Below are 22,780 nucleotides of genomic sequence, written 5' to 3' on the forward strand. Positions count from 1 at the left end.
ATGAAAGGTATCTTAGGTAAAAAGCTTGGGATGACGCAAGTATTTACTGCTGAGGGTAACGTAATACCTGTTACCGTTATCGAAGCTGGTCCTTGCGTAGTTCTTCAAAAGAAAGACCTAGAAAATGATGGCTATGAAGCAATTCAGCTTGGCTTTGCCGATAAAAAAGAAAGCAGAGCAAACAAGCCTGAAACTGGCCATGCCCAAAAAGCCAATACGGCTCCTAAGCGCTACATTCGTGAATTCCGCGGTGTTAACATCGGTGAATACGAACTGGGTGCAGAGGTAAAGGCTGACTTGTTCACTGCTGGAGAATTCGTTGACGTAACGGGTATTTCCAAAGGTAAAGGTTTTGCAGGCGTTATTAAACGTTGGGGACAAAGCACGGGTCCTATGTCTCACGGTTCCCGTTACCATCGCGGACCAGGTTCCATGGGTTCCATCCAGGCGAACCGCGTACCAAAAGGTAAACGTCTTCCAGGTCATATGGGTACAGACACAATCACAATTCAAAATCTTGAAATTGTACGTGTCGATGCTGAGCGTAACGTATTGCTCGTTAAAGGCTCCATTCCAGGACCTAAAAATAGCTTTGTTCGCGTGAAATCTGCGGTGAAGAAATAAAGCCTTATAAGAAAGGAGGAACATCTCGTGCCAAAAGTAGCAGTATTTAATGTGAGCGGCTCCCAAGTAGAAGAAATCGAATTGTCCGATAGCGTATTTGGAATCGAGCCTAACGTTCACGTATTGCATAGTGCTGTTGTTCTGCAACAAGCTGCAGAGCGTCAAGGAACACACAAGACTAAAGGTCGCTCCGAAGTTCGCGGTGGCGGTCGCAAGCCTTGGAAACAAAAAGGAACCGGACGTGCTCGTCAAGGTAGCATTCGCTCCCCGCAATGGGTTGGCGGCGGTACAGTATTCGGACCGACTCCGCGTACTTATGGTTTCAAACTGCCTAAGAAAGTTCGCCGTTTGGCTATCAAATCCGCACTTTCTTCCAAGGTTATCGATAATGAAATCATCGTGTTGGACCAACTCGCTTTGGCTCAACCAAAAACAAAGGAATTTGCTGCTATTCTGAATAACCTGAAAGTTTCCCGCAAAGCGCTGGTTGTAACTGCAGGTTACGAAGATAATGTAGCATTGTCCGCCCGCAACATCCCTGGTGTGAAGTTTGTAGCTGCAGACGGCATCAATGTTCTTGATGTTATGCAATATGACAAGCTGATCATTACCAAGGAAGCGGCTCTAAAAGTTCAGGAGGTGCTTGCATAATGAGTAGAGATCCACGCGATATTATCAAGCGCCCGGTTATTACCGAACGCACAACGGAAATGATGGCTTCCAAGCGTTATGTTTTTGAAGTGGACATTCGTGCCAACAAAACTTCAATTAAACAAGCGATCGAAGAAATTTTCAAAGTAAAAGTAGCTAACGTAAACACGTTGCGTGTGCCGGGTAAGCCGAAGCGCCAAGGTCGCCACGCTGGATATACTTCCGAATGGAAGAAAGCTTTTGTTCAACTGAGCGAAGACAGCAAAGAATTGGAATTCTTTGAATCTGTATAATCGAAACGGTATAAGAGGAGGGAATAAACGTGCCAATCAAGAAGTATAAACCGACTTCTCCTGCTCGCCGTGCGATGTCTGTATCCACATTTGAAGAGATTACGACAAGCACGCCGGAGAAATCGTTGCTGGCTCCGCTTTTCAAAAAAGCTGGTCGCAACAACCAAGGTAAAATTACAGTTCGTCACCATGGCGGCGGACACAAGCGTAAATACCGCATCATCGATTTCAAACGTACGAAGGATGGAATCGTTGGTAACGTAGCTACAATCGAGTACGATCCAAACCGTACTTCCAATATCGCTTTGATCCACTATGCAGACGGTGAGAAACGCTACATCATCGCACCTAAAGGTCTGAAAGTTGGGGACAAAATCATGTCCGGCCCTGGAGCCGACATTAAAGTGGGTAATGCACTGCCAATGGAAAACATTCCAGTCGGTACAGTTATCCACAACATTGAGCTGAAACCAGGCAAAGGCGGACAATTGGTTCGTGCTGCTGGTACTGAAGCTCAACTTCTGGGTAAAGAAGACGATTACGCTGTTATTCGTTTGTCCTCCGGTGAGGTTCGCCGCATTCTGAAAGTTTGCCGCGCTACTATCGGTTCCGTAGGTAATGAAGACCACGAACTCGTTAAAATTGGTAAAGCTGGTCGTTCCCGTTGGCTCGGCAAGCGTCCTGAAGTTCGCGGGGTTGTAATGAACCCTAACGATCACCCGCACGGTGGTGGTGAAGGCCGCGCTCCAATCGGACGTAAATCGCCAATGTCTCCTTGGGGCAAACCAACCCTTGGCTACAAAACGCGCAAGAAGAAAAAAGCATCCAGCCAATACATCGTTCGTCGCCGTACGAAGTAATGACGGCTTAGAAACTAACGGTTGTATTTTGAAAATAATCGCGTAAGCAATTGCGCAAGGTTAGACGAAGGGAGGAACACAAATGGGTCGCAGCTTGAAGAAAGGTCCGTTTATTGACGGTTACCTGCTGAAAAAAGTCGAGGATTTGAATGAAACCAACAAAAAGGTTGTCATCAAAACCTGGTCTCGTCGCTCCACCATTTTCCCACAGTTTATTGGTCACACGTTTGCCGTATATGATGGCCGCAAACACGTGCCGGTATATGTAACAGAAGATATGGTTGGACACAAGCTTGGTGAGTTCGCACCAACTCGTACGTACAAAGGCCATACCGACGATGATAGAAAAACAGGCAGAAGATAATATCTGCTTTCGAGTAATTGTACCTGAGAGGAGGTTCAACCATGTCACAAGCTAAAGCAAGTGCCAATTTTGTTCGAATTGCACCACGCAAGGCGCAATTGGTTGTGGATTTGATCCGCGGCAAGCAAGTTGGCGAAGCAATTTCGATTCTGCGCCATACTCCTAGATCAGCATCGCCGATTGTGGAGAAGCTTCTGAATTCCGCGATTGCTAACGCAGAGCACAATTTTCAATTGGACGTGAACAAGTTGGTTATTTCGCAGGTTTATGTGAATCAGGGGCCAACTATGAAACGTTTCCGTCCTCGTGCGATGGGACGCGCAAGCAGAATTAACAAAAGAACCAGCCACATCACTTTGGTGGTATCTGAAAAATAAGGAGGGATAACGTGTGGGTCAAAAGGTAAACCCTGTCGGTCTTCGGATCGGTATCATTCGTGATTGGGAATCGAAATGGTATGCCGGCAAAGACTTTGGTGATCTTTTGCTGGAAGACGTGAAAATTCGTGAGTACCTGAAGAACAAACTGAAAGACGCTGCAGTTTCCCGCATCGAAATCGAGCGTGCGGCTAATCGCTTGAATGTAACTATTCACACTGCCAAGCCAGGTATGGTAATTGGTAAGGGTGGATCTGAAGTTGAGAATTTGCGTTCAGAGCTTGCTAAAATCTCTAAGGGCAAAAAGGTACACATCAATATCTCTGAAATCAAGCAATCGGATCTTGACGCTATTCTTGTCGCTGAAAGCATCGCTCAACAGCTTGAGCGTCGTACATCTTTCCGTCGTGCATTGAAACAAGCGATTCAACGTTCCATGCGTGCTGGCGCTAAAGGAATCAAGACATCGGTTAGCGGTCGTCTTGGCGGCGCTGAGATCGCTCGTACTGAAGGATATAGCGAAGGAACGGTTCCGCTGCATACGCTGCGTGCCGATATTGACTACGGAACAGCAGAAGCTCATACGACTTACGGCCGTATCGGTGTAAAAGTATGGATCTACCGTGGCGAAGTCCTTCCAACGAAGAAGAAAGCTCCCCAGGAAGGAGGCAACTAATCATGTTGGTGCCTAAACGCGTCAAACACCGCAAGGAACATCGCGGTAACATGAAAGGCCGTGCTAAAGGCGGCACAGAAGTACACTTTGGTGAATTCGGTCTGCAAGCTCTTGAGCCTGCTTGGATTACGAACCGTCAAATCGAGGCAGCCCGTATTGCGATGACTCGTTATATCAAACGGGGCGGTAAAGTATGGATCAAAATTTTCCCTGCCAAGCCGATTACGCAAAAGCCGCTTGAGGTACGGATGGGTAGCGGTAAAGGTAACGTGGAGAAATGGGTAGCGGTTGTAAAACCGGGCAAAGTGCTATTTGAACTTGCTGGTGTTCCGGAAGAAATCGCACGTGAAGCAATGCGCCTCGCATCCCACAAGCTCCCGATCAAAACGAAGTTTGTGAAACGCGAAGAAGTGGGTGGTGAAGCAAATGAAAGCTAGTGAATTTCGCAACCTGACATCTGCTGAGATTGAACAGAAAGTCGCCGGTTTTAAGGAAGAGCTGTTCAACCTTCGTTTTCAATTGGCTACCGGCCAATTGGATAACCCAACTCGGATCCGTGATGTGCGGAAGGAAATAGCTCGTGCTAAAACCGTATTGCGTGAGAGAGAACTGGGAATCAGCAGCTAATTAATAGATCATAAGACCTTTAACCTGAATTAGAAGCCTAAAGCCAGTATGCTTGGCTGAAGGAAGGAGGAAGAACATGAGCGAAGAGCGTAATGCCCGCAAAGTTCAAATCGGTAAAGTCGTAAGCGATAAAATGGACAAAACGATTGTTGTTGCTGTAGAAACCTACAAAAAACATAATCTGTACCATAAGCGCATTAAATACACAAAGAAATTCAAGGCGCATGACGAAAACAACCAGGCTAAAATTGGTGATACCGTTAAAATCATGGAGACTCGTCCGCTTTCCAAGGACAAACGTTGGAGATTGGTTGAAGTCGTAGAAGTTGCGGTTGTCCTTTAAGCTTAAAGGTAGAGCGAGTGCGGCATAAGTGCCGGGGCGTTGAACCAGATTTCATATAGCAATGTTTGAAAGGAGGACGCAGTAAATGATTCAACCATTTACACGTTTAGCTGTTGCAGACAACTCTGGAGCAAAAGAGTTGATGTGTATTCGTGTGTTAGGCGGCACAGGACGTCGTGCAGCACACATCGGTGATTTGATTGTTTGTTCTGTCAAACAAGCAACACCAGGCGGCGTTGTCAAAAAGGGTGACGTTGTAAAAGCAGTAATCGTTCGTACGAAGCGTTCGGTTCGTCGTAAAGACGGTTCTTACATCGCATTTGACGAAAACGCAGCGGTTATCGTTAAGGAAGACAAGAGCCCGCGCGGTACCCGTATTTTTGGACCAGTTGCCCGTGAGCTTCGCGACCGCGATTTCATGAAAATCGTATCGCTGGCACCGGAAGTTATCTAATAACCATCCCAGGCAGTTAAGCAAAGCGTGGCCAGGGGTAACGTAATTGCCTTAACGCTTAAGTGAGCAGGAGGTGTAACAAATGCCAAGGCTGAAAAAAGTGCTGGAATCCCATAACAACAAACTGCATGTGAAAAAGGATGACAATGTCATCGTAATCACAGGTAAAGATAAAGGCAAAAAAGGCCGGGTTATCGCAGCATATCCACGTGAAAACCGCGTTCTGATCGAAGGCGTAAATATCGTGAAAAAGCATTCCCGTCCATCGCAGCAAAATCCGCAGGGCGGAATCATCGAGCAAGAAGCTCCGATCCATGTTTCGAACGTCATGCTTGTTGATCCTAAGAGCGGAAAACCGACTCGTGTCGGCTACAAAGTGCTTGATAACGGCAAAAAAGTTCGGATCGCTCGTAAATCCGGCGAGGTTATCGACTAATTTAGTGTGACGGAAAGGAGGTCCATGACTCATGGCTGTAAGAATGAAAGATCGTTTTCTGAATGAAATTACTCCATCTCTGATGCAAAAATTCAACTACGCTTCGGTTATGCAAGTACCGAAAGTAGAGAAGATTGTTATCAACATGGGGGTAGGTGAAGCTGTCTCCAACTCCAAAGTTCTTGATGTTGCGGTTGAAGAGCTTCGTTTGATTTCCGGTCAAAAGCCGGTTGTAACACGTGCGAAGAAATCCATTGCAGGATTTAAGCTTCGTGAGAATATGCCTATCGGGGTTAAAGTAACACTGCGCGGTGAGCGTATGTACTACTTCCTTGACAAACTGTTCAACGTATCTCTGCCGCGCGTTCGTGACTTCCGCGGAATTTCAAATAAAGCTTTTGATGGCCGTGGTAACTACACGCTTGGTCTGAAAGAGCAATTGATCTTCCCGGAAATCGAGTACGATAAAGTGGATAAAGTACGCGGGATGGACGTCGTCATCGTCACGACGGCAAAAACGGACGAAGAAGCTCGTGAGCTGCTGACCCAATTGGGCATGCCGTTTGCGAAGTAATCCACAGGAGGTGCAATTACCAAGTGGCAAAAACTTCGATGAAAGTAAAGCAGCAACGTACGCCTAAGTTTAAAGTACGCGCTTATACGCGTTGTGAACGTTGCGGCCGTCCGCACTCCGTTTTGCAAAAGTTTAAAATCTGCCGGATTTGTTTCCGTGAATTAGCATACAAAGGCCAGATTCCTGGCGTCAAAAAAGCAAGCTGGTAATCAGCCTAGTTCGGGAAGGAGGTTTACAAGAATGGTTATGTCTGATCCGATTGCAGATATGCTGACGCGCATCCGCAATGCGAATGTCGTTCGCCACGAAACCGTGGAATTGCCTGCTTCGAATGTTAAGAAGCAAATCGCTGAAATCTTGAAGCGTGAGGGCTTTATCCGCGATGCTGAATATATCGAGGATAACAAACAAGGGATTATCCGTATTTTCTTGAAATACGGTCCGAACAACGAGCGTGTAATTACAGGACTGAAACGTATTAGCAAGCCTGGACTGCGCGTTTATACAAAAAGCACAGAAGTTCCTCGCGTACTTGGCGGATTGGGAATTGCAATTATTTCCACTTCCCAAGGAGTCGTAACGGATAAAGAAGCTCGTCAATCCAAAGCTGGCGGAGAAGTAGTCTGCTACGTTTGGTAATTTAGATTCACACGATTGGAGGTGTAACAATGTCCCGTATTGGTCGTAAAGCTATCCAAGTGCCTGCTGGCGTGAACATTACCTTGGATAACACATTAATTACTGTTAAAGGACCAAAAGGTACGCTTTCCCGTGAACTTCACAAAGATATGAAAGTTATCGTTGCGGAGAACGAAATTTCCGTGGAGCGTCCTTCTGATCATAAATTGCACCGTTCCCTGCACGGTACAACACGTAGTGTTGTTGCCAACATGGTTAGCGGCGTAACTGAAGGTTTTCAGAAAACATTGGAGCTTGTTGGCGTTGGTTACCGCGCTAGCAAAACCGGCGAAAAGGTTGTTCTTAACGTTGGTTATTCCCACCCGGTTGAAATTACACCCGAATCCGGTATCGAATTCGAAGTTCCTTCTAATACGAAAATTATCGTAAAAGGAATCGACAAAGAACTGGTCGGCGCATTTGCTGCAAAAATTCGCGCTGTACGTGAGCCTGAGCCTTACAAAGGCAAAGGGATCAAATATGAAGGCGAACGCATCCTTCGCAAGGAAGGTAAAGCCGGTAAGAAGAAGTAAGCCGCTTGTAAAAGCAGCTTAACTCTTATATCGGTAAGGTAGATGAAGGGAGTGAACCTCGAATGATTACTAAAGGCGATAAGAATAAAGCCCGTTTGAAAAGACACCTGCGTGTCCGTAAAAAAATCAATGGAACGGTTGAACGTCCACGTTTGTCCGTATTCCGTTCCTCTAAACATGTATATGTTCAATTGATTGATGACGTTAACGGCGTGACTCTGGCTGCCGCTTCTACGCAAGATAAAGAGCTGAAAGATTTGGCTAACGGCGGTAACAAAGAAGCAGCCCGCAAGGTTGGGACTTTGATTGCTGAGCGTGCGAAAGCAAAAGGCGTAACTAAAGTGGTTTTTGACCGCGGCGGATACTTGTATCACGGAAGAATTCAGGAACTGGCTGACGCAGCTCGTGAAGCTGGTCTCGAATTCTAATCCGAATTCCCCAATAAGGAGGTAAAACGACTTGCGTGTAGATCCTAATACGTTAGAGCTTACTGAAAAAGTAGTTCATATCAACCGCGTTTCTAAAGTTGTAAAAGGCGGACGCCGTTTCAGCTTTAGTGCGCTTGTAGTTGTGGGTGACGGCAAAGGTTGGGTTGGCGCAGGGATCGGTAAAGCATCCGAGGTTCCAGATGCGATTCGCAAAGGTATTGACGATGCGAAGAAAAACCTGATCCACGTTCCGATTGTTGGAACAACAATCCCTCACCTTGTGCTGGGTCACTTTGGCGCTGGCGAAGTGCTTCTGAAGCCAGCATCTGAAGGTACCGGAGTTATCGCGGGCGGTCCTGTACGTGCAGTTCTTGAACTGGCGGGCGTAGGCGACATCCTGACAAAATCTCTTGGTTCTTCTAACTCCATCAATATGGTCAACGCTACGCTCGAAGGACTTTCCCGTCTGAAGCGTGCGGAAGACGTAGCAAAATTGCGCGGAAAAACCGTTCAAGAGCTATTAGGTTAAGGAGGGGGATAACATGGCAAACTTGCAAATTACCCTCGTTCGCAGCCTGATTGGCCGTAACGAGAAGCAGCGCGCAACTGTTCAAGCGCTTGGCTTGCGCAAGCTTCATCAATCGGTTGTTAAACCTGACAATGTAGCGATTCGCGGCATGGTCAACCATGTCAGCCATTTGGTTAAAGTAGAAGAAGTTCAAGGCTAATCGCCTGAAATGAAGGCTTTCTGAGCCATAAAGAAATAAGGAGGTGCAACGATCGATGAAATTGCATGAGCTCAAACCAGCTCCTGGTTCCAAGCAAGAGCCAAAACGCAAGGGACGCGGGATTGGTTCCGGTAACGGCAAAACTGCAGGCAAAGGTCACAAGGGACAAAACGCCCGCTCCGGCGGCGGTGTTCGTCCAGGATTCGAAGGCGGACAAAATCCGTTATATCGTCGCTTGCCAAAGCGCGGTTTCAACAATCCGTTCCGCAAGGAATATGCCATTGTGAACTTGGAAGAACTGAACAGCTTTGCAGCAGGTAGCGAGGTCACTCCTGAAGTTCTTAAGGAGAAAGGCATCGTAAAAAATTCGCTCAGCGGCATCAAGATCTTGGGTGATGGCGAGATCAAGGTTCAACTTACTGTGAAAGCAAATAAGTTTTCTCAATCTGCCGTAGAGAAAATCCAGGCTGCCGGCGGTAAAACCGAGGTGATCTAATTGTTCAAAACCTTGTCCAACATATGGAAAGTAGAAGATCTGCGCAAAAGAATTTTGTTCACTTTGTTTGTCCTGTTAATCTATCGTATTGGTGCCTTTATTCCGGTTCCCAATATCGATAAGTCCGTATTCGACCAAATCAACAGTGAGCAAGCGAATCTGTTCGGGGTATTGAATACCTTCTCCGGAGGAGCTTTGTTCCAGTTCTCAATATTTGCAATGTCGATCGTGCCTTACATTACAGCATCCATTATCGTGCAGCTATTGACGTTGGATGTTATCCCGAAATTTGCTGAATGGGCAAAAGAGGGCGAAAATGGTAAGAAAAAGCTTGCTCAGATTACACGCTACGGAACGATTATTCTCGGTTTGATCCAAGCTTTCGCTACGGCAATTGGGTTTAATCGTCAATATCAATTCCAGTTTGTTATTGATCCTGGCTTTGCAACGTATACGATGATTGCAATTATTTTGACCGCAGGTACTGCATTCCTGATGTGGCTCGGTGAACAGATTACCGAGAAAGGAATTGGTAACGGGATTTCAATCATTATCTTCGCCGGTATCGTCGCTGGATTCCCAGGGCATATCCGTACGATTTACGCAGACCAGTTTATTGACTCTGATCAACTGTTCCTGAATATCGTCAAGGTCATTGTGATGCTTGTTGCGGTTATCGCGATCATTGTAGGTGTCATCTTCGTACAGCAAGGGATTCGCAAAATCCCAGTGCAGTACGCCAAACGGGTTGTAGGCCGTAAAATGTACGGTGGCCAGTCCACACACATTCCGTTGAAGGTAAATGGTGCAGGTGTCATTCCAGTTATCTTTGCAGTATCTTTACTGATGTTCCCTGTGACGCTGGCTGGTTTCTGGGCGGATAAGCAGTGGGCGCAATGGGTAACCAAGCATATGTACTATGACCAGCCGCTTGGTATGGTACTGTACGTAGTTTTGATTATCGGATTTACTTTCTTCTACACCTTTGTCCAAATTAACCCGGTGCAAATGGCAGATCAGATGAAGAAGAACGGCGGATATATTCCGGGCGTGCGTCCTGGCAAACCAACCTCGACTTACATCACGCGCGTTATGTCGCGGATTACGCTCTCTGGAGCACTGTTCTTGTCTCTTATCTCCGTGCTCCCAGTTGCCTTTGGCGCTCTGGCTGGGCTGCCGCGTTCTGTTCAGATCGGTGGTACTTCCTTGCTGATCGTAATCGGTGTTGCGCTGGATACGATGAAGCAAATCGAGACACAATTGATCAAACGCCATTACAAAGGGTTTATCAATAAATAGCAATAGGCTCTTGTGCTGGGCTGCCCGGACGTCACTACAGATGGTCGGAAGCCCGCTCGGGCTTATTGTGCTTAAAGTGAGGAACACGTGATGAATATTCTATTCATGGGACCACCCGGAGCAGGTAAAGGAACGCAGGCTGAGCGAATCGTCGATGAATTCAAGGTCCCTCACATCTCTACGGGAGATGCGTTTCGTCTAGCTATGAAGCAGGGCACACCGCTCGGGCAAAAGGCAAAGGAATATGTAGATCAGGGACTGCTTGTTCCGGATGATGTAACGAACGGTATTGTCAGGGAGCGTCTTTTGCAACCGGATTGTGAACAGGGCTTTCTGCTTGACGGATTCCCGCGCACAATCTCACAGGCTGAAGCGCTTGATGAGATGCTTGCCGCAATGAACCGCAGCATTGATCATGTCATCAACCTGAAGGTTGACCGCAGCCTGCTGCTTGCGCGCCTTACCGGCCGCCGGATTTGCAAATCCTGTGGATCAACGTACCATGTGTTGTTCAACGCTCCAGCGAAAGATAGCGTATGTGACAAGTGTGGCGGCGAGCTGTATCAGCGTTCGGATGATACGGAAGAGAAGGTTGGCACACGTTTGGATGAATACATCTCCAAAACAGCGCCGCTTCTTGCCTACTACTCTGACAAAGGGCTGCTTCGTGAAGTGGACGGCGAGAAAGAAATTGATACGGTAACCTCCGATATCATATCCTATATGCGAGGGTTATCGTAATGATTATTTGCAAGTCCGAGTCCGAACTGGTCTTTATGAGGGAAGCAGGACGAATTGTTGCGGATACGCACCGATTGCTGGCCAAGGCGATCGAACCGGGCATCACCACAAGGGAACTGGACCGGATCGCTGAAGCCTACATTCGCAGTCAAGGGGCCATCCCTTCATTTAAAGGCTACAATCAGTTTCCTGGCAGCATATGTGCTTCTGTAAACGACGAGTTGGTGCATGGTATCCCTGGACCGCGAAAGCTGAACGAGGGCGACATTATCAGCATCGACATCGGCGCACAATTCGAGGGCTATCACGGAGATTCTGCCTGGACTTACGGTGTAGGCCAAATTTCTGAGGAAGCTGCTCGTCTACTCCAAGTAACAGAGCAGTCGCTTTATGCCGGACTACAGCATGTCAAACCGGATACTCGTCTATTTACCGTCTCTCATGCCATTCAACAGGTCATTGAAGATGCTAAAATGTCGGTTGTTCGGGAGTATGTCGGTCATGGAATTGGCGCCAGTCTTCATGAGGAGCCCCAAATTCCCAACTATGGCGCGCCGAATCGCGGCCCTCGCCTGAAACCGGGAATGGTTCTTGCAATCGAACCGATGGTTGTTCTCGGCGAACGTTATGTTCGCACTTTGGAGGATAACTGGACGGTTGTCACCGAGGATGGAACCTGGTGTGCTCACTTTGAACATACCGTTGCAGTAACTGCCGACGGTTGTGAGATTTTAACCCGCTCCTCTGATTCTTAAGGGGTGAAGAGCAGATGCGGATGATGCCTCAGATTGGTCAGATCGTGAAGGTATTGCGTGGGAAGGATGAGGGCAGCTACGCTGTTGTTGTAGGTCTGTCGGAGAATGAGCCGTTTGTATGGATTGCTGACGGCAACAAGCGTCGGTTTGACCAGCGCAAGCGGAAGAATCTCCTCCATCTGGAACTGCAGCCGGAAACGAGCAGTGAAGTGGCAAACAGCATGCGGGAGACCGGTCGAGTTACAAATGGAAAGTTGCGTTTTGTGATTCAGAAGTTTATAGAGCGGAAAGGAGAATGACTGTGGCTAAAGAAGATGTGATTGAAGTTGAGGGAACGGTTATCGAGCCGCTGCCCAATGCTACGTTCAAGGTGGAACTGGAGAACGGACATCAAATTCTCGCCCATGTATCCGGAAAGCTTAGAATGCATTTTATTCGCATCCTAACAGGAGACAAAGTGGTTATACAGTTGTCGCCTTATGATTTAACAAAAGGTCGTATCACCTATCGGAAGTAGAACGAGTAATTCTGCTGTCGAAGATTCGGGAGGTAATCACAATGAAGGTAAGACCTTCGGTCAAGCCAATTTGCGAGAAATGCAAAGTCATTCGCCGCAAGGGCAACGTTATGGTGATTTGTGAAAATCCTAAGCACAAACAAAAACAGGGATAATTAGAGAAGGAGGGATATCGGAATATGGCACGTATAGCTGGTGTAGACTTGCCGCGTGATAAGCGCGTCGAAATTGCCCTGCAGTACATTTTCGGAATTGGTAAAACAACTTCCAAAAAGATTCTTGAGACTACAGGCATCGATGCAAATACACGTGTTCGCGATTTAACGGAAGACGAAGTAAGCCGTCTGCGTGAAACAATTGACAAATCTGTCAAAGTAGAAGGTGACTTGCGTCGAGAAATTTCGTTGAATATTAAAAGGTTGATTGAGATCGGCTGCTACCGCGGAGTCCGTCACCGTCGTGGTTTGCCTGTTCGTGGTCAACGTACGAAAACTAATGCACGCACACGAAAAGGTCCACGTCGGACTGTTGCGAATAAGAAGAAGTAATAAGGGGGGATAACTGAAATGGCTAAACCGAAAAAAGTGGTTCGTACAAAACGTCGTGACCGCAAAAATATTGAATCTGGCGTAGCACATATCCGTTCTACGTTCAACAATACGATCGTTACGATTACCGATCCGCACGGCAATGCGATTTCTTGGGCAAGTGCTGGTAACCTGGGCTACAAAGGTTCCCGTAAAAGCACGCCGTTTGCAGCGCAAATGGCAGCCGAGTCCGCCGCTAAAGCCGCAATGGAGCACGGTATGAAAGCAGTAGAAGTCATGGTTAAAGGTCCGGGTGCTGGCCGTGAGGCTGCCATTCGTTCCCTTCAAGCCGCTGGTCTTGAAGTTAACCTGATTAAAGACGTGACACCGATCCCGCATAACGGATGCCGTCCACCAAAACGTCGTCGCGTATAGTTCTTTCATCGTGGTATCAAATATCTGCAACTTGTGAATAATGGTTGTAATGGTGAGGCATACTACATGATTTGACCTGTTTATGGTTAAGGATTAGGTAGCGACGTTTGAAGGAGGGTTTAAATTAGTGATTGAGATCGAAAAGCCGAAGATTGAAACCGTAGAGCTGAATGAGGATGGCACGTACGGCCGCTTCGTTGTCGAGCCGCTGGAACGCGGATACGGTACGACGCTCGGAAACTCACTTCGTCGTATTTTGTTATCGTCCTTGCCCGGAGCGGCTGTGACGTCGGTGCAAATCGACGGAGTGCTCCACGAATTCTCGACGGTTGCCGGAGTGGTCGAGGATGTTACTGAAATCATTCTGAACCTCAAGGGACTCTCCTTGAAGATTCATTCCGACGAAGAGAAAGTACTGGAGATTGATGCTGAGGGCGAAGGAAACATTACGGCGGGGGACATTCGCGCGGATAGCGATGTCGAGATTCTCAACCCAGATCTTCATATCGCGACATTGGCTCCTGGTGCGCGGCTTCATATGCGAATCTTCGCGAATCGCGGCCGCGGCTACGTGCAAGCAGACCGCAACAAACGTGAAGATCAGCCAATTGGTGTTATTCCAGTAGATTCGATCTACACACCAATTACGCGTGTTAACTACAGTATCGAGAATACCCGCGTCGGTCAGGTAACGAACTACGACAAGCTTACGCTTGAAGTATGGACCGATGGCAGTATCCGCCCCGAAGAGGCTGTAAGCTTGGGGGCCAAAATCTTGACCGAGCATCTGGATCTATTCGTCGGTCTGACCGATGAAGCGAAAGACGCTGAAATTATGGTTGAGAAGGAAGAGGACAAGAAAGAGAAAGTGCTGGAAATGACGATCGAGGAGCTCGATCTTTCCGTACGTTCTTATAACTGTCTGAAACGTGCAGGCATTAATACCGTGCAAGAGCTGATTACGAAAACGGAAGAAGACATGATGAAAGTCCGCAATTTGGGCCGTAAGTCTTTGGAAGAAGTTCAGGAAAAGCTCGAGGAGCTAGGTTTAGGCCTCCGAACGGAAGACTAAGGATTTAAGGAGGGGAAAAACGATGGCATACCAAAAGTTAGGCCGGGATTCCAGCGCGCGTAAAGCGTTGTTCCGTGATCTGGTTACCGACCTGTTCCTTTATGAACGCATCCAAACGACGGAAGCAAAAGCTAAAGAGGTTCGCTCTATCGCTGAGAAACTGATTACGCTGTCTAAACGGGGAGATCTTCATGCTCGCCGTCAAGTCGCTGCATTCGTACGTCGTGAATCCATTAATGGGGAGCAAGATGCAATTCAAAAGCTGTTCTCTGAACTGGCTACCCGTTACTCAGAGCGTGCAGGCGGTTATACGCGCATTCTGAAGCTGGGTCCTCGTCGTGGAGACGCGGCGCCTATGGTTTACCTGGAACTGGTTGACCGTGCGTAATTGACCTTATCAAGTGAAAACAGCTTTTCGTCAGCATAAGAAGGCGGCGCTGTTTCGCGATGAAATCTAAGTTAGTATAAGTATTTTACTTATACTTCTTAGATTTTGAGAAAGGGTGGACCAATGGGGCCACCTTTTTTTAATATGATTCGGGTCATCAAGTAATGCTTGGGCAAGAGGAGAATGGGATCTTGAGAAATATTTGTATGACAGTAAGCTACGACGGTACGGCATATAACGGCTTTCAGATTCAACCAAAAGGACGGACGATCCAGGGGGAGATTGAAAAGGTACTCCTTATATTAACGGGAGAAACCATCAAAATTCACGGTTCAGGACGGACGGATGCCGGTGTGCATGCGCGCAGTCAGGTGTTTCACTTTCATACAGAGTCTCAGATTCCGGTTGAGCGTTGGGCGATTGCCCTCAATTCGCGTCTGCCGGATGATATTGTCATTCTGTCAGCCGAAGAGAAGCATCTCGATTTTCACTCAAGACGCTCAGCCAAGCGTAAAACGTATCGCTATTCCATTCGAACCGGAAAGTACCCGAATGTCTTTACGAGACATTTTGAGTTTCATCACTACAGTCCGCTAAACACGGAAGCGATGCGCTCTGCGCTGTCCCATGTGATCGGGGAGCATGACTTTACGACTTTTACATCGATTCATTCGACAAAGCAAAGTCATGTACGCACCATTTACGAAGCAAAGCTCGTGGTGGAAGATGACGTTATTCATACCTATTTTACAGGCAATGGATTTTTGTACAATATGGTTCGCATTATTATGGGAACACTGATGAAAATCGGTGAGGGGAAAATAAAAGCGGACGATATGCCGTCAATTCTCGCTGCTTGTGACCGCTCCAAGGCAGGACCAAAAGCAATGGCTCACGGCTTGACTTTATGGAGTGTAGAATATGAATTTACAGATATCCCGGTCACTCTAGCTGAACAGGCTCGAGGCTGAAAATTCACTTGCGCTTTCTCCTTTTATATTGTAAAATATAACTTGTGCTTTCTTAGTGGCTCTCCCACAGCCCCGACTAAGTTGGCCATTGAATGAACATTTACAACTTGATAATAAACAGGTGTTGCAGGCAGTTAATACTGTTTTGCGACTATGAATAACCGAAATCGAAACAAATAAGCTAGTCCACAATACATGCGATTTGTTTGAACGAATGAAGGAGGATCATCCATGCGTACCACGTATATGGCCAAGCCTAATGAAGTTGAGCGCAATTGGTACATTGTCGATGCGGAAGGCAAAACGCTCGGACGTTTGGCAAGTGAAGTTGCTGCATTGATTCGCGGCAAGCACAAACCTCAATTTACTCCACATGTTGACACTGGTGATTTCGTTGTAGTCATCAACGCGGAGAAAATTGTTTTGACCGGTAAAAAACTGCAAGACAAAAAGTACTATCGTCACTCGTTGCATCCAGGTGGTTTGAAAGTGACAACGGCTCAAGAATTGATCAACAAAAAACCAGAGCGCGTTATTGAGCAAGCTGTTCATGGCATGCTTCCTAAAAACCGCCTGGGCGATAAAATGAAGCTTAAGCTGAAAGTTTATGCCGGACCGGAACACCCACATCAAGCACAAAACCCAGAAGTTTATGAACTTCGCGGTTAATTAAAGGGAGGACAGTTTCATGGCACAAGTTCAATACTATGGAACAGGTCGTCGTAAACACTCGGTAGCACGTGTACGTCTCGTTCCGGGTGAAGGACGAATCATTATCAATAAACGCGATATCAACGACTATTTCGGTCACGAAACACTGAAATTGATCGTTAAGCAACCGCTGGCTTTGACTGAGACATTGTCTAAATATGACGTTCTTGTTTTGGCTCATGGCGGTGGAACTACTGGTCAAGCTGGAGCAATCCGTCACGGTATTTCCCGTGCGTTGCTGAAAGCAGATCCAGAATCCCGTCCTGCACTGAAACGTGCTGGATTCCTGACTCGCGATCCGCGTATGAAAGAGCGTAAGAAATACGGTCTTAAAGCGGCTCGTCGTGCACCACAGTTCTCCAAACGTTAATATCCCTTGTGTATCAAGGAATCTCAGCCCTTGGCCTTCACTGGCCAGGGGCTTTGTTTTTTGTCTGAGCGAGTGCACGACCATATTTTGACCATATATATTTTTATTTGACGCTGCGTGAACATATCGATGGGTTACAGCTCCATGAATTTTTCAAAGCGCTCTGTCGTTTTTTCTTTGACTGCTGTCGTAACATGCGTATAGATGTTCATGGTTATTTTGATGTCAGAGTGGCCGAGCCGCTCCTGCACTTCCTTGATGCTGGCGCCTGCTTTAAATTAAAGCGAAGCGTGCGTATGTCTCAGCCCGTGATGTTGATCGGGTGGAAGCCGTGCTGTTCAATAATCGCATCGCGCTTGTCATTCGGATACGCCAACCGCAGCGCTGTTCCATCTGCGCGGCTGAAGATGAACTGGTTTCCCGGCTGCTCAAAGCTCACTAGCGGCTCGCTGGCTGCCTCTCTGCGGAGTTTCTTGAGCAGGGTGGCCGTTGGTCTCATCCAGGCTGATTGAACGCCAAGATGAGACTGTTTTGGAGGTCAGAGCGACTGATTCCCCGTCTTCATGGAACAGCGTTTTGTTGAAACTGATCGTTTTATTTTTCAGATCAACATCACTCCAGCGCAGGGCCAGTATCTCCCACTTGCGGCCGCCGGTATAGATCATCAGATGGAACATGGTATGATCTCGAAGCAAACATTCTCGCTTTACTACGGCTAAAAACTTGATAATCTAGCTTTTCTCCCAATAATTCCGCTGCTTGTCCGCCCTGATCGGCAAGGAACTCATTTTTTTTTTCGGAATCGTTGTCGCTCTCATTGGATTCCTGGCGATAATCTATCCTTACCCCATAATCGAATACCTGATTCGCATACATCCAGATGTTGTCCACGATTTTATTTCTTTCGAGAGTTTGTTCACAACGTCCTGACAATAGGCAGTGCTGATGTCTTTGACCTTGAGGGCACCGAAGTAGGGAAGAAATGCGTTTTTTGAATTTGCTGATCACTGCTTTTCTAGTGCTAGGCTTATAGGTGCTGCAAGTTGCTTCATACCACTGATCGTAGAGCTGATCCTGAAAGAGTGATTGGACATTTTTGTCTGTTCACTTGACGAGTTTTGGAAGTGCTTGTAAAATGCCTTTATACGTTTTTAGTTACTAAGTACGTGTTTAATAATAATGAGCGTCAGCGCAATTATAAGGATTTTATTGGCGAAGGCGTGCAACCCTGCCAAAACACCTGTCCGTACAACAACTGCTACTACAGCGCAACAAGTGTTTTGCAACTAAGTACGTATACCACCCCTTATTTCTCAAATCATCTTGGAATTTTTTGGGAGGAAGTATATTAGGAATATGAAGCCTCAGGAGCCGTTTTGGTCAAGACCCCTTTTAGTGGACATTGTAAAAAAACACCTAGGATACAAGCTGATTCCTGTACTCAACAGGAGTCAGCTTGTTTAGTGTGCGCCACGCATGGCGTGTAGCTAGGCGGTGAAAGTCCGCTATGGGGGCTGGCAGTTGCCAACCATTAGCCAAGAGCAAGGGTGTCCACCGTGAGGTGGAATCTGAAGGAAGCTGGAGGCAAAGTCCCGACCCGAGGAACACGAATCGTATCAGGCATCCAAAGTGGGACGAGTCTGCATTACAAGACGAAGTCCAATAAACTGCACGGACACGAGGATGTAAATGCGGCGGGTGCATGGGATGAAAGTTGCACGCCTTACCGTGGGAGGTCTCACGGACGCATGAAGCGTATGTGCGACATGCGGTTGAAACAAGATTTGTCGTGAGAAGTCAGCAGATACCATATTAGTAACGCGGCCAGGCAGCGTTATGAAGGGTTGAACCTAAGGAGGTGTTTAGTCAATGAATGTTACCAAAGTCGGGACAAAAGAAAGCAGAATACCTTGCTGTGGCAAGGGCTGCCCGCAAAGAGATAGTGCGGAACACGAAGGGTATGCGGGAGTGCTTACCGACAAGCGGATAACTGAAAACAACAACACCAACGCTAACAGTCGAGGGAACGAGCTTTTAGAGAAAATCTTGAGCCGAGGAAATCTTAACGAGGCTTACAAGCAAGTTAAGAGGAACAAAGGCTCACACGGGGTCGATGGGATGAAAGTGGAGCATCTTCTACAATATCTCAAAGATAACGGGGATGAACTTGTAAAGCTTGTTCTGGACGGGAAATACCGTCCGAATCCAGTCCGTAGGGTTGAAATACCTAAGGACAATGGGAAGATGCGTACGCTAGGAATCCCAACAGCGGTAGACAGAGTGTTGCAACAAGCCATAACGCAAGTGCTGTCCCCCATCTTCGACCCCCAATTCGCTGAAACAAGCTACGGCTTCAGACCCAAGCGAAGCGCTCACGACGGACTGAGAAAGTGTAAAGAATATGCAAACCAAGGATACACATACGTCGTTGATATGGACTTGGAGAAATTTTTCGATACAGTCAATCAATCGAAAATGATCGAACTGCTGTCCAGAACAATCAGAGACGGCAGGGTGGTATCTCTCATACACAAGTACCTGATCGCCGGAGCGATGACCAAGGGGAAATTCGAGGAAACAGAACTTGGTCTCGTTCAGGGCGGTAATATTAGCCCCTTATGCAGTAATATCATGCTAAACGAACTCGACCGTGAACTGGAACGCAGAGGAATCCGGTTTGTTAGGTACGCCGACGACATGCTTCTCTTTGCAAAGACAAAACGATCAGCGCAGCGAATGCTTGAACACATTGTGCCCTACATCGAAGGGAAACTACGGCTCAGGGTGAACAGAGAGAAGACAGTGGTTGCCTACATTGGCAGGATCAAGTTCCTGGGATACGGATTTTATCCGTCCAAAGAAGGAATTAAACTACGTATCCACGCAAAGAGCGTCAGCAAGATGAAAGCAAGGATAAAGAAGCTCACTGCCAGAAGCAACGGGCTCGGATACGAATTGCTGAAACTAAAGCTGAGACAATATATCACGGGTTGGATCAATTACTTCAAACTTGCAGATATGAAAAAGATTGCTCGAGGGAACAGATAAATGGTTAAGACGAAGGTTACGAATGTATATCTGGAAACGATGGAAACAAATTCGAACCAGATACGCAATGCTCCGCACATTCGGACGTGACCATAACACTGCTTTTCAGTTTGCGTGCACAAGAAAAGGCTATTGGCGGATTGCCAAAAGCCCAATTCTCAACACGACTGTAACCGATGCTCGCCTTAAGCAAGCTGGCTACACATTTTTCTCGGATGATCTCAAAACTGTACAGATGTAAACTTAGGAACCGCCGTATACCGAACGGTACGTACGGTGGTGTGGAAGGTCGGCTACTCAATTAATGGGTAGCCTCCTATCCGATTTCCGTTGTGCTCGTTCTTCGTTGTAAAAACGGATCTATTCTACAATTCTTCTTTGTGCCTCATCGATTGATCGTCTATCATAAGGGTAGAGTGCTTCAACTTTTAGGTGGGAGAAGAAGCTCTCGATTGAGGCGTTGTCATAACAATTGCCTCGGCGTGACATGCTGATTTGGGCGCCAACCTGTGGCAGCATGTCGTGATAGGCATGGGACGTGTACTGGCTTCCCTGATCGCTATGAACGATCAATCCAGTCACGTCTTTATGTTTTTCAAATGCCTTTCTAAATGTCTCCAGGACAAGTGGATTGTCGTTATTCCTACTTATGTGGTTATCCGACGATCTCGTTATTCCACAGATCTTGAATAGCGGATAAGTAAATCTTCTCATCCAATACGCGATAGTGGGTAACGTCCGTAATCCACTTCTGATTGGGTTTTGCAGCTGTGAAATCCCTTTGTAGCTTATTCTCAGCGATCCTACCGTCGGATACAGCGGCTTCATGAGTTGTTCTGTGGGCGTACTTACGGCGTATAATCGCTTGAATACCTTAACCTCAAAACTTTTTTATGATCCACGACAAGACGATGTTGACGGAACAGCTCATCCTGTATACGGCGGTACCCTACGGTTTTGTCGCGTTGCTCATAGTATAATGCTACATAGAAACTAGACAGCAAAAAGGAGTATCTTAGTTGTATGAAACCTACACGAAGGAAGTTCACTCCCGAAGAAAAAGCGCGTCTAGTGCTGGAAATATTGAAGGAAGAAAAGTCAGTTTCACAGCTGGCGGCTGAGCATTTCATTCATGCGAATGTCCTCACCAGGTGGAAGAGCGAAGCGGTTCAGAACCTCTCGCAGTTATTCGTAGATGACCGCAAAGGCATCACCAAAATGAAACAGGAGTACGAACAGCAAATCGACGAGCTCTACGCTGAGGTCGGGAAACTCACCACGCAATTGTCGTGGATCAAAAAAAAATCTGGCCTCTAATTGGTCACGTCAAGAACGTATCTCACTTCTGGACTGGCAGGATCGCGAACTAGCGATTGTCGCGCAAGCCGAACTCTCACCCTGAATCGGAGCTCCCTTTACTACCAACCGGTCCCTCCCTCCCCGGAGGAGATACGCCTCAAGCACCGGATCGATGAGCTGTACACCGAGCACCCGTTTCTGGGGTACAGAAAGATTGCTGCGATTATGAATCGGGAAGGCGATCAGATTCACAAAAACACCGTTCGGCGCTATATGTCGAGAAATGGGGATCATGGCCATCTACCCCGGCCCGAATTTGAGCCAGCGAGACCTGCAGCACCGAATCTATCCCTATTTGCTGCGAAAGCTTAACATCACGGAGCCAGATCAGGTGTGGTCGGTTGACATTACCTATATTCGGATGAAGCACGGCTGGATGTATCTGTTTGCCGTCATCGATTGGTATTCTCGGTACATCATCGACTGGCAGTTGGATCAGACGCTGGAGATTGGCTTTGTGCTGGAGACGATGAAACGCGCATTGTCACTTCGGCGAGCCCGTATCGTCAACAGTGATCAAGGCAGCCATTTTACTAGTCCCAAGTACATCGAACTGCTCGAGGAACATGAGGTGTTGATCAGTATGGACGGTAAGGGCCGCGCAACGGATAACATCGCCATTGAGCGTTTCTGGCGTAGTCTGAAGTATAATGAAATCTACCTTCAGGATTACCAGAGCCCCAGAGAAACCAGGCAGGGGATCCAACGATACATCCACTTGCACAATCGGTATCTGCCACATCAATCGCTTCATAACCATACGCCTGAGGCGGTGTATACCCGGGCTGTCTTGCTTCCATCCACAAGTGAATAACTGAGGCTCCAGCGCCTTCGCTTGGGCTTTGTCCTCCACCAGTGGACATCGCTAAGCGGGACGCCTCAGGCTCCAAATTTCCATTTCACGCGTCTTCTCATGCTGGGCCAATGGAAGGATAGAGCACACCTTGTGCATCTTTTCACACCTTAACTATCTAAAAAAACTGTCCTGACATCTTGTAGCACCATATAGATCGCTCTGATCTTAAGTTTGAGCTCCTCATCAGGATCGTTATCCTTGCGCTTGAGATAGGTGCTCAGTTCCTTTATTGTTCTCTTAGGCTTCAATTCGTCAATGACGATATGTTTGCTTCTCAACCCTCCCGATTCAAGATTTGCAACCAGACCTTAACTCGATTCTTATCCTGCAATTCGAGATGATTAGTAATCTTACTGTAACTCCACCCCTCATCAACATGTAACCCAATAGCCTCTAACTTAAGAGACTCTGGATAATGCTTAAACTTCTGACCTTTATTCGCTGGCATAATAAAATGCACCCCTTAGAATTTCATCGGATTAACCAGAGGGGGTTTTTCAATGTCTATTCTAAGGGGTGAACTTCGTTTTAAGCCCTTGGGGCTTTTTTGCATGTTGATTGGATGGGGGAATTAAAATGCCGAAATGGG

Annotated in this window: 37 protein-coding genes and 3 pseudogenes; 35 read left to right on the plus strand and 5 right to left on the minus strand. The window is 47.1% G+C overall.

All coding sequences use genetic code 11. The features are described from left to right. The 33 genes from rplC (at position 1) to rpsI (ending at position 16,928) form a co-directional block, all read left to right on the plus strand. Positions 1–624 (plus strand): 50S ribosomal protein L3, encoded by a 624-nt coding sequence (gene rplC / locus JFN88_RS06815; protein WP_199018579.1) that lies wholly within the window; start codon positions 1–3, stop codon positions 622–624. Positions 625–651: 27 nt separating this feature from the next. Then, positions 652–1,275, plus strand: a complete 624-nt coding sequence (rplD, locus tag JFN88_RS06820; RefSeq protein ID WP_199018580.1) for a 50S ribosomal protein L4 — start codon at positions 652–654, stop codon at positions 1,273–1,275. After that, positions 1,275–1,568 (plus strand): 50S ribosomal protein L23, encoded by a 294-nt coding sequence (rplW, locus tag JFN88_RS06825; protein WP_199018581.1) that lies wholly within the window; start codon positions 1,275–1,277, stop codon positions 1,566–1,568. Before rplD ends, rplW begins: the two co-directional genes overlap by 1 nt. A gap of 29 nt (positions 1,569–1,597) precedes the next feature. Next, a complete protein-coding gene (rplB, locus tag JFN88_RS06830) occupies positions 1,598–2,428 on the plus strand; it encodes a 50S ribosomal protein L2 (RefSeq protein WP_199018582.1) in 831 nt (276 codons plus the stop codon). Positions 2,429–2,510: 82 nt separating this feature from the next. Then, a complete protein-coding gene (rpsS, locus tag JFN88_RS06835; protein ID WP_028559482.1) occupies positions 2,511–2,792 on the plus strand; it encodes a 30S ribosomal protein S19 in 282 nt (93 codons plus the stop codon). 41 nt (positions 2,793–2,833) lie between these two features. Further along, positions 2,834–3,169 (plus strand): 50S ribosomal protein L22, encoded by a 336-nt coding sequence (rplV, locus tag JFN88_RS06840; RefSeq protein ID WP_199018583.1) that lies wholly within the window; start codon positions 2,834–2,836, stop codon positions 3,167–3,169. A gap of 13 nt (positions 3,170–3,182) precedes the next feature. Next, positions 3,183–3,845 (plus strand): 30S ribosomal protein S3, encoded by a 663-nt coding sequence (rpsC, locus tag JFN88_RS06845; RefSeq protein WP_199018584.1) that lies wholly within the window; start codon positions 3,183–3,185, stop codon positions 3,843–3,845. A 2-nt stretch (positions 3,846–3,847) separates the two neighbouring features. Next, positions 3,848–4,282, plus strand: coding sequence for a 50S ribosomal protein L16 (rplP, locus tag JFN88_RS06850; RefSeq protein WP_199018585.1), 435 nt, complete (start codon positions 3,848–3,850; stop codon positions 4,280–4,282). Next, a complete protein-coding gene (gene rpmC / locus JFN88_RS06855) occupies positions 4,272–4,472 on the plus strand; it encodes a 50S ribosomal protein L29 (RefSeq protein WP_006037938.1) in 201 nt (66 codons plus the stop codon). The genes rplP and rpmC overlap by 11 nt, the downstream gene beginning before the upstream one ends. 76 nt (positions 4,473–4,548) lie before the next feature. Further along, positions 4,549–4,815 carry a 30S ribosomal protein S17 gene (gene rpsQ / locus JFN88_RS06860; protein WP_028559486.1) on the plus strand — a complete coding sequence of 89 codons (267 nt, stop codon included), beginning with the start codon at positions 4,549–4,551 and terminating at the stop codon, positions 4,813–4,815. Between the two features lie 85 nt (positions 4,816–4,900). Beyond that, positions 4,901–5,269, plus strand: coding sequence for a 50S ribosomal protein L14 (rplN, locus tag JFN88_RS06865; protein ID WP_199018586.1), 369 nt, complete (start codon positions 4,901–4,903; stop codon positions 5,267–5,269). Between the two features lie 82 nt (positions 5,270–5,351). Continuing rightward, positions 5,352–5,705, plus strand: a complete 354-nt coding sequence (gene rplX / locus JFN88_RS06870; protein WP_233167463.1) for a 50S ribosomal protein L24 — start codon at positions 5,352–5,354, stop codon at positions 5,703–5,705. Positions 5,706–5,736: 31 nt separating this feature from the next. Continuing rightward, positions 5,737–6,279 carry a 50S ribosomal protein L5 gene (rplE, locus tag JFN88_RS06875; protein ID WP_199018587.1) on the plus strand — a complete coding sequence of 181 codons (543 nt, stop codon included), beginning with the start codon at positions 5,737–5,739 and terminating at the stop codon, positions 6,277–6,279. 23 nt (positions 6,280–6,302) lie between these two features. Next, entirely contained in the window at positions 6,303–6,488 is a 186-nt protein-coding gene (locus tag JFN88_RS06880; RefSeq protein WP_013312154.1) for a type Z 30S ribosomal protein S14, read from the plus strand. 31 nt (positions 6,489–6,519) lie between these two features. Beyond that, a complete protein-coding gene (gene rpsH / locus JFN88_RS06885) occupies positions 6,520–6,918 on the plus strand; it encodes a 30S ribosomal protein S8 (protein ID WP_199018588.1) in 399 nt (132 codons plus the stop codon). Positions 6,919–6,947: 29 nt separating this feature from the next. Further along, complete coding sequence (rplF, locus tag JFN88_RS06890; RefSeq protein WP_199018589.1) at positions 6,948–7,490, plus strand: 50S ribosomal protein L6; 543 nt, start codon at positions 6,948–6,950, stop codon at positions 7,488–7,490. A 62-nt stretch (positions 7,491–7,552) separates the two neighbouring features. Continuing rightward, positions 7,553–7,918 (plus strand): 50S ribosomal protein L18, encoded by a 366-nt coding sequence (gene rplR / locus JFN88_RS06895; RefSeq protein ID WP_199018590.1) that lies wholly within the window; start codon positions 7,553–7,555, stop codon positions 7,916–7,918. Positions 7,919–7,949: 31 nt separating this feature from the next. Then, complete coding sequence (rpsE, locus tag JFN88_RS06900; protein WP_199018591.1) at positions 7,950–8,447, plus strand: 30S ribosomal protein S5; 498 nt, start codon at positions 7,950–7,952, stop codon at positions 8,445–8,447. Between the two features lie 13 nt (positions 8,448–8,460). Then, positions 8,461–8,646 carry a 50S ribosomal protein L30 gene (gene rpmD / locus JFN88_RS06905; RefSeq protein WP_199018592.1) on the plus strand — a complete coding sequence of 62 codons (186 nt, stop codon included), beginning with the start codon at positions 8,461–8,463 and terminating at the stop codon, positions 8,644–8,646. Between the two features lie 55 nt (positions 8,647–8,701). Then, entirely contained in the window at positions 8,702–9,142 is a 441-nt protein-coding gene (gene rplO, locus JFN88_RS06910) for a 50S ribosomal protein L15 (RefSeq protein ID WP_199018593.1), read from the plus strand. Next, positions 9,143–10,441 (plus strand): preprotein translocase subunit SecY, encoded by a 1,299-nt coding sequence (gene secY, locus JFN88_RS06915; protein WP_199018594.1) that lies wholly within the window; start codon positions 9,143–9,145, stop codon positions 10,439–10,441. A gap of 90 nt (positions 10,442–10,531) precedes the next feature. After that, positions 10,532–11,182, plus strand: coding sequence for an adenylate kinase (locus tag JFN88_RS06920; protein WP_199018595.1), 651 nt, complete (start codon positions 10,532–10,534; stop codon positions 11,180–11,182). Beyond that, complete coding sequence (gene map, locus JFN88_RS06925; RefSeq protein WP_199018596.1) at positions 11,182–11,937, plus strand: type I methionyl aminopeptidase; 756 nt, start codon at positions 11,182–11,184, stop codon at positions 11,935–11,937. Before JFN88_RS06920 ends, map begins: the two co-directional genes overlap by 1 nt. Before the next feature lie 14 nt (positions 11,938–11,951). Next, entirely contained in the window at positions 11,952–12,236 is a 285-nt protein-coding gene (locus JFN88_RS06930) for a KOW domain-containing RNA-binding protein (protein WP_199018597.1), read from the plus strand. Between the two features lie 2 nt (positions 12,237–12,238). After that, positions 12,239–12,454 (plus strand): translation initiation factor IF-1, encoded by a 216-nt coding sequence (infA, locus tag JFN88_RS06935; protein WP_028559500.1) that lies wholly within the window; start codon positions 12,239–12,241, stop codon positions 12,452–12,454. Positions 12,455–12,495: 41 nt separating this feature from the next. Beyond that, entirely contained in the window at positions 12,496–12,609 is a 114-nt protein-coding gene (gene rpmJ / locus JFN88_RS06940) for a 50S ribosomal protein L36 (protein WP_003333770.1), read from the plus strand. A 24-nt stretch (positions 12,610–12,633) separates the two neighbouring features. Further along, complete coding sequence (gene rpsM / locus JFN88_RS06945) at positions 12,634–13,002, plus strand: 30S ribosomal protein S13 (protein ID WP_199018598.1); 369 nt, start codon at positions 12,634–12,636, stop codon at positions 13,000–13,002. 18 nt (positions 13,003–13,020) lie between these two features. Continuing rightward, positions 13,021–13,416, plus strand: coding sequence for a 30S ribosomal protein S11 (gene rpsK, locus JFN88_RS06950; RefSeq protein ID WP_028559502.1), 396 nt, complete (start codon positions 13,021–13,023; stop codon positions 13,414–13,416). Positions 13,417–13,543: 127 nt separating this feature from the next. Next, positions 13,544–14,488 (plus strand): DNA-directed RNA polymerase subunit alpha, encoded by a 945-nt coding sequence (locus JFN88_RS06955; RefSeq protein WP_199018599.1) that lies wholly within the window; start codon positions 13,544–13,546, stop codon positions 14,486–14,488. A 22-nt stretch (positions 14,489–14,510) separates the two neighbouring features. Then, a complete protein-coding gene (rplQ, locus tag JFN88_RS06960; RefSeq protein WP_199018600.1) occupies positions 14,511–14,876 on the plus strand; it encodes a 50S ribosomal protein L17 in 366 nt (121 codons plus the stop codon). Positions 14,877–15,067: 191 nt separating this feature from the next. Next, the gene (truA, locus tag JFN88_RS06965; RefSeq protein WP_199018601.1) at positions 15,068–15,847 is read left to right on the plus strand and encodes a tRNA pseudouridine(38-40) synthase TruA; all 780 of its coding nucleotides are present in this window, start codon (positions 15,068–15,070) and stop codon (positions 15,845–15,847) included. A 231-nt stretch (positions 15,848–16,078) separates the two neighbouring features. After that, positions 16,079–16,516 (plus strand): 50S ribosomal protein L13, encoded by a 438-nt coding sequence (gene rplM, locus JFN88_RS06970; protein WP_199018602.1) that lies wholly within the window; start codon positions 16,079–16,081, stop codon positions 16,514–16,516. A 19-nt stretch (positions 16,517–16,535) separates the two neighbouring features. Next, on the plus strand, positions 16,536–16,928 hold the full coding sequence (rpsI, locus tag JFN88_RS06975) for a 30S ribosomal protein S9 (protein WP_199018603.1): 393 nt from the start codon (positions 16,536–16,538) through the stop codon (positions 16,926–16,928). A 134-nt stretch (positions 16,929–17,062) separates the two neighbouring features. Here the strand turns inward: rpsI and JFN88_RS25135 are convergent. The 4 genes and pseudogenes from JFN88_RS25135 to JFN88_RS25140 form a co-directional block, all read right to left on the minus strand. After that, positions 17,063–17,191 (minus strand): annotated as a pseudogene (locus JFN88_RS25135) (site-specific integrase); the annotation flags it as partial. Between the two features lie 38 nt (positions 17,192–17,229). Further along, the gene (locus tag JFN88_RS06985) at positions 17,230–17,367 is read right to left on the minus strand and encodes a hypothetical protein (RefSeq protein ID WP_199018604.1); all 138 of its coding nucleotides are present in this window, start codon (positions 17,365–17,367) and stop codon (positions 17,230–17,232) included. After that, complete coding sequence (locus JFN88_RS06990) at positions 17,357–17,623, minus strand: tyrosine-type recombinase/integrase (RefSeq protein WP_199018605.1); 267 nt, start codon at positions 17,621–17,623, stop codon at positions 17,357–17,359. The genes JFN88_RS06985 and JFN88_RS06990 overlap by 11 nt, the downstream gene beginning before the upstream one ends. Before the next feature lie 147 nt (positions 17,624–17,770). Beyond that, positions 17,771–17,908, minus strand: a pseudogene (locus tag JFN88_RS25140) (tyrosine-type recombinase/integrase); the annotation flags it as partial. Positions 17,909–18,797: 889 nt separating this feature from the next. Here JFN88_RS25140 and ltrA point away from each other — a divergent pair. Next, the gene (gene ltrA, locus JFN88_RS07000) at positions 18,798–19,976 is read left to right on the plus strand and encodes a group II intron reverse transcriptase/maturase (protein WP_233167482.1); all 1,179 of its coding nucleotides are present in this window, start codon (positions 18,798–18,800) and stop codon (positions 19,974–19,976) included. Between the two features lie 360 nt (positions 19,977–20,336). Here the strand turns inward: ltrA and JFN88_RS24960 are convergent, their stop codons facing one another. After that, positions 20,337–20,804, minus strand: a complete 468-nt coding sequence (locus tag JFN88_RS24960; protein ID WP_199018606.1) for a DDE-type integrase/transposase/recombinase — start codon at positions 20,802–20,804, stop codon at positions 20,337–20,339. Between the two features lie 195 nt (positions 20,805–20,999). On the opposite strand from JFN88_RS24960, the pseudogene JFN88_RS07010 reads away from it, so the two are divergent. Further along, positions 21,000–22,149 (plus strand): annotated as a pseudogene (locus JFN88_RS07010) (IS3 family transposase). The last annotated feature ends 631 nt before the right edge of the window (positions 22,150–22,780 follow it).

It is taken from the genome of Paenibacillus roseus, assembly GCF_016424485.1.
Classification (GTDB): domain Bacteria; phylum Bacillota; class Bacilli; order Paenibacillales; family Paenibacillaceae; genus Paenibacillus_D; species Paenibacillus_D roseus.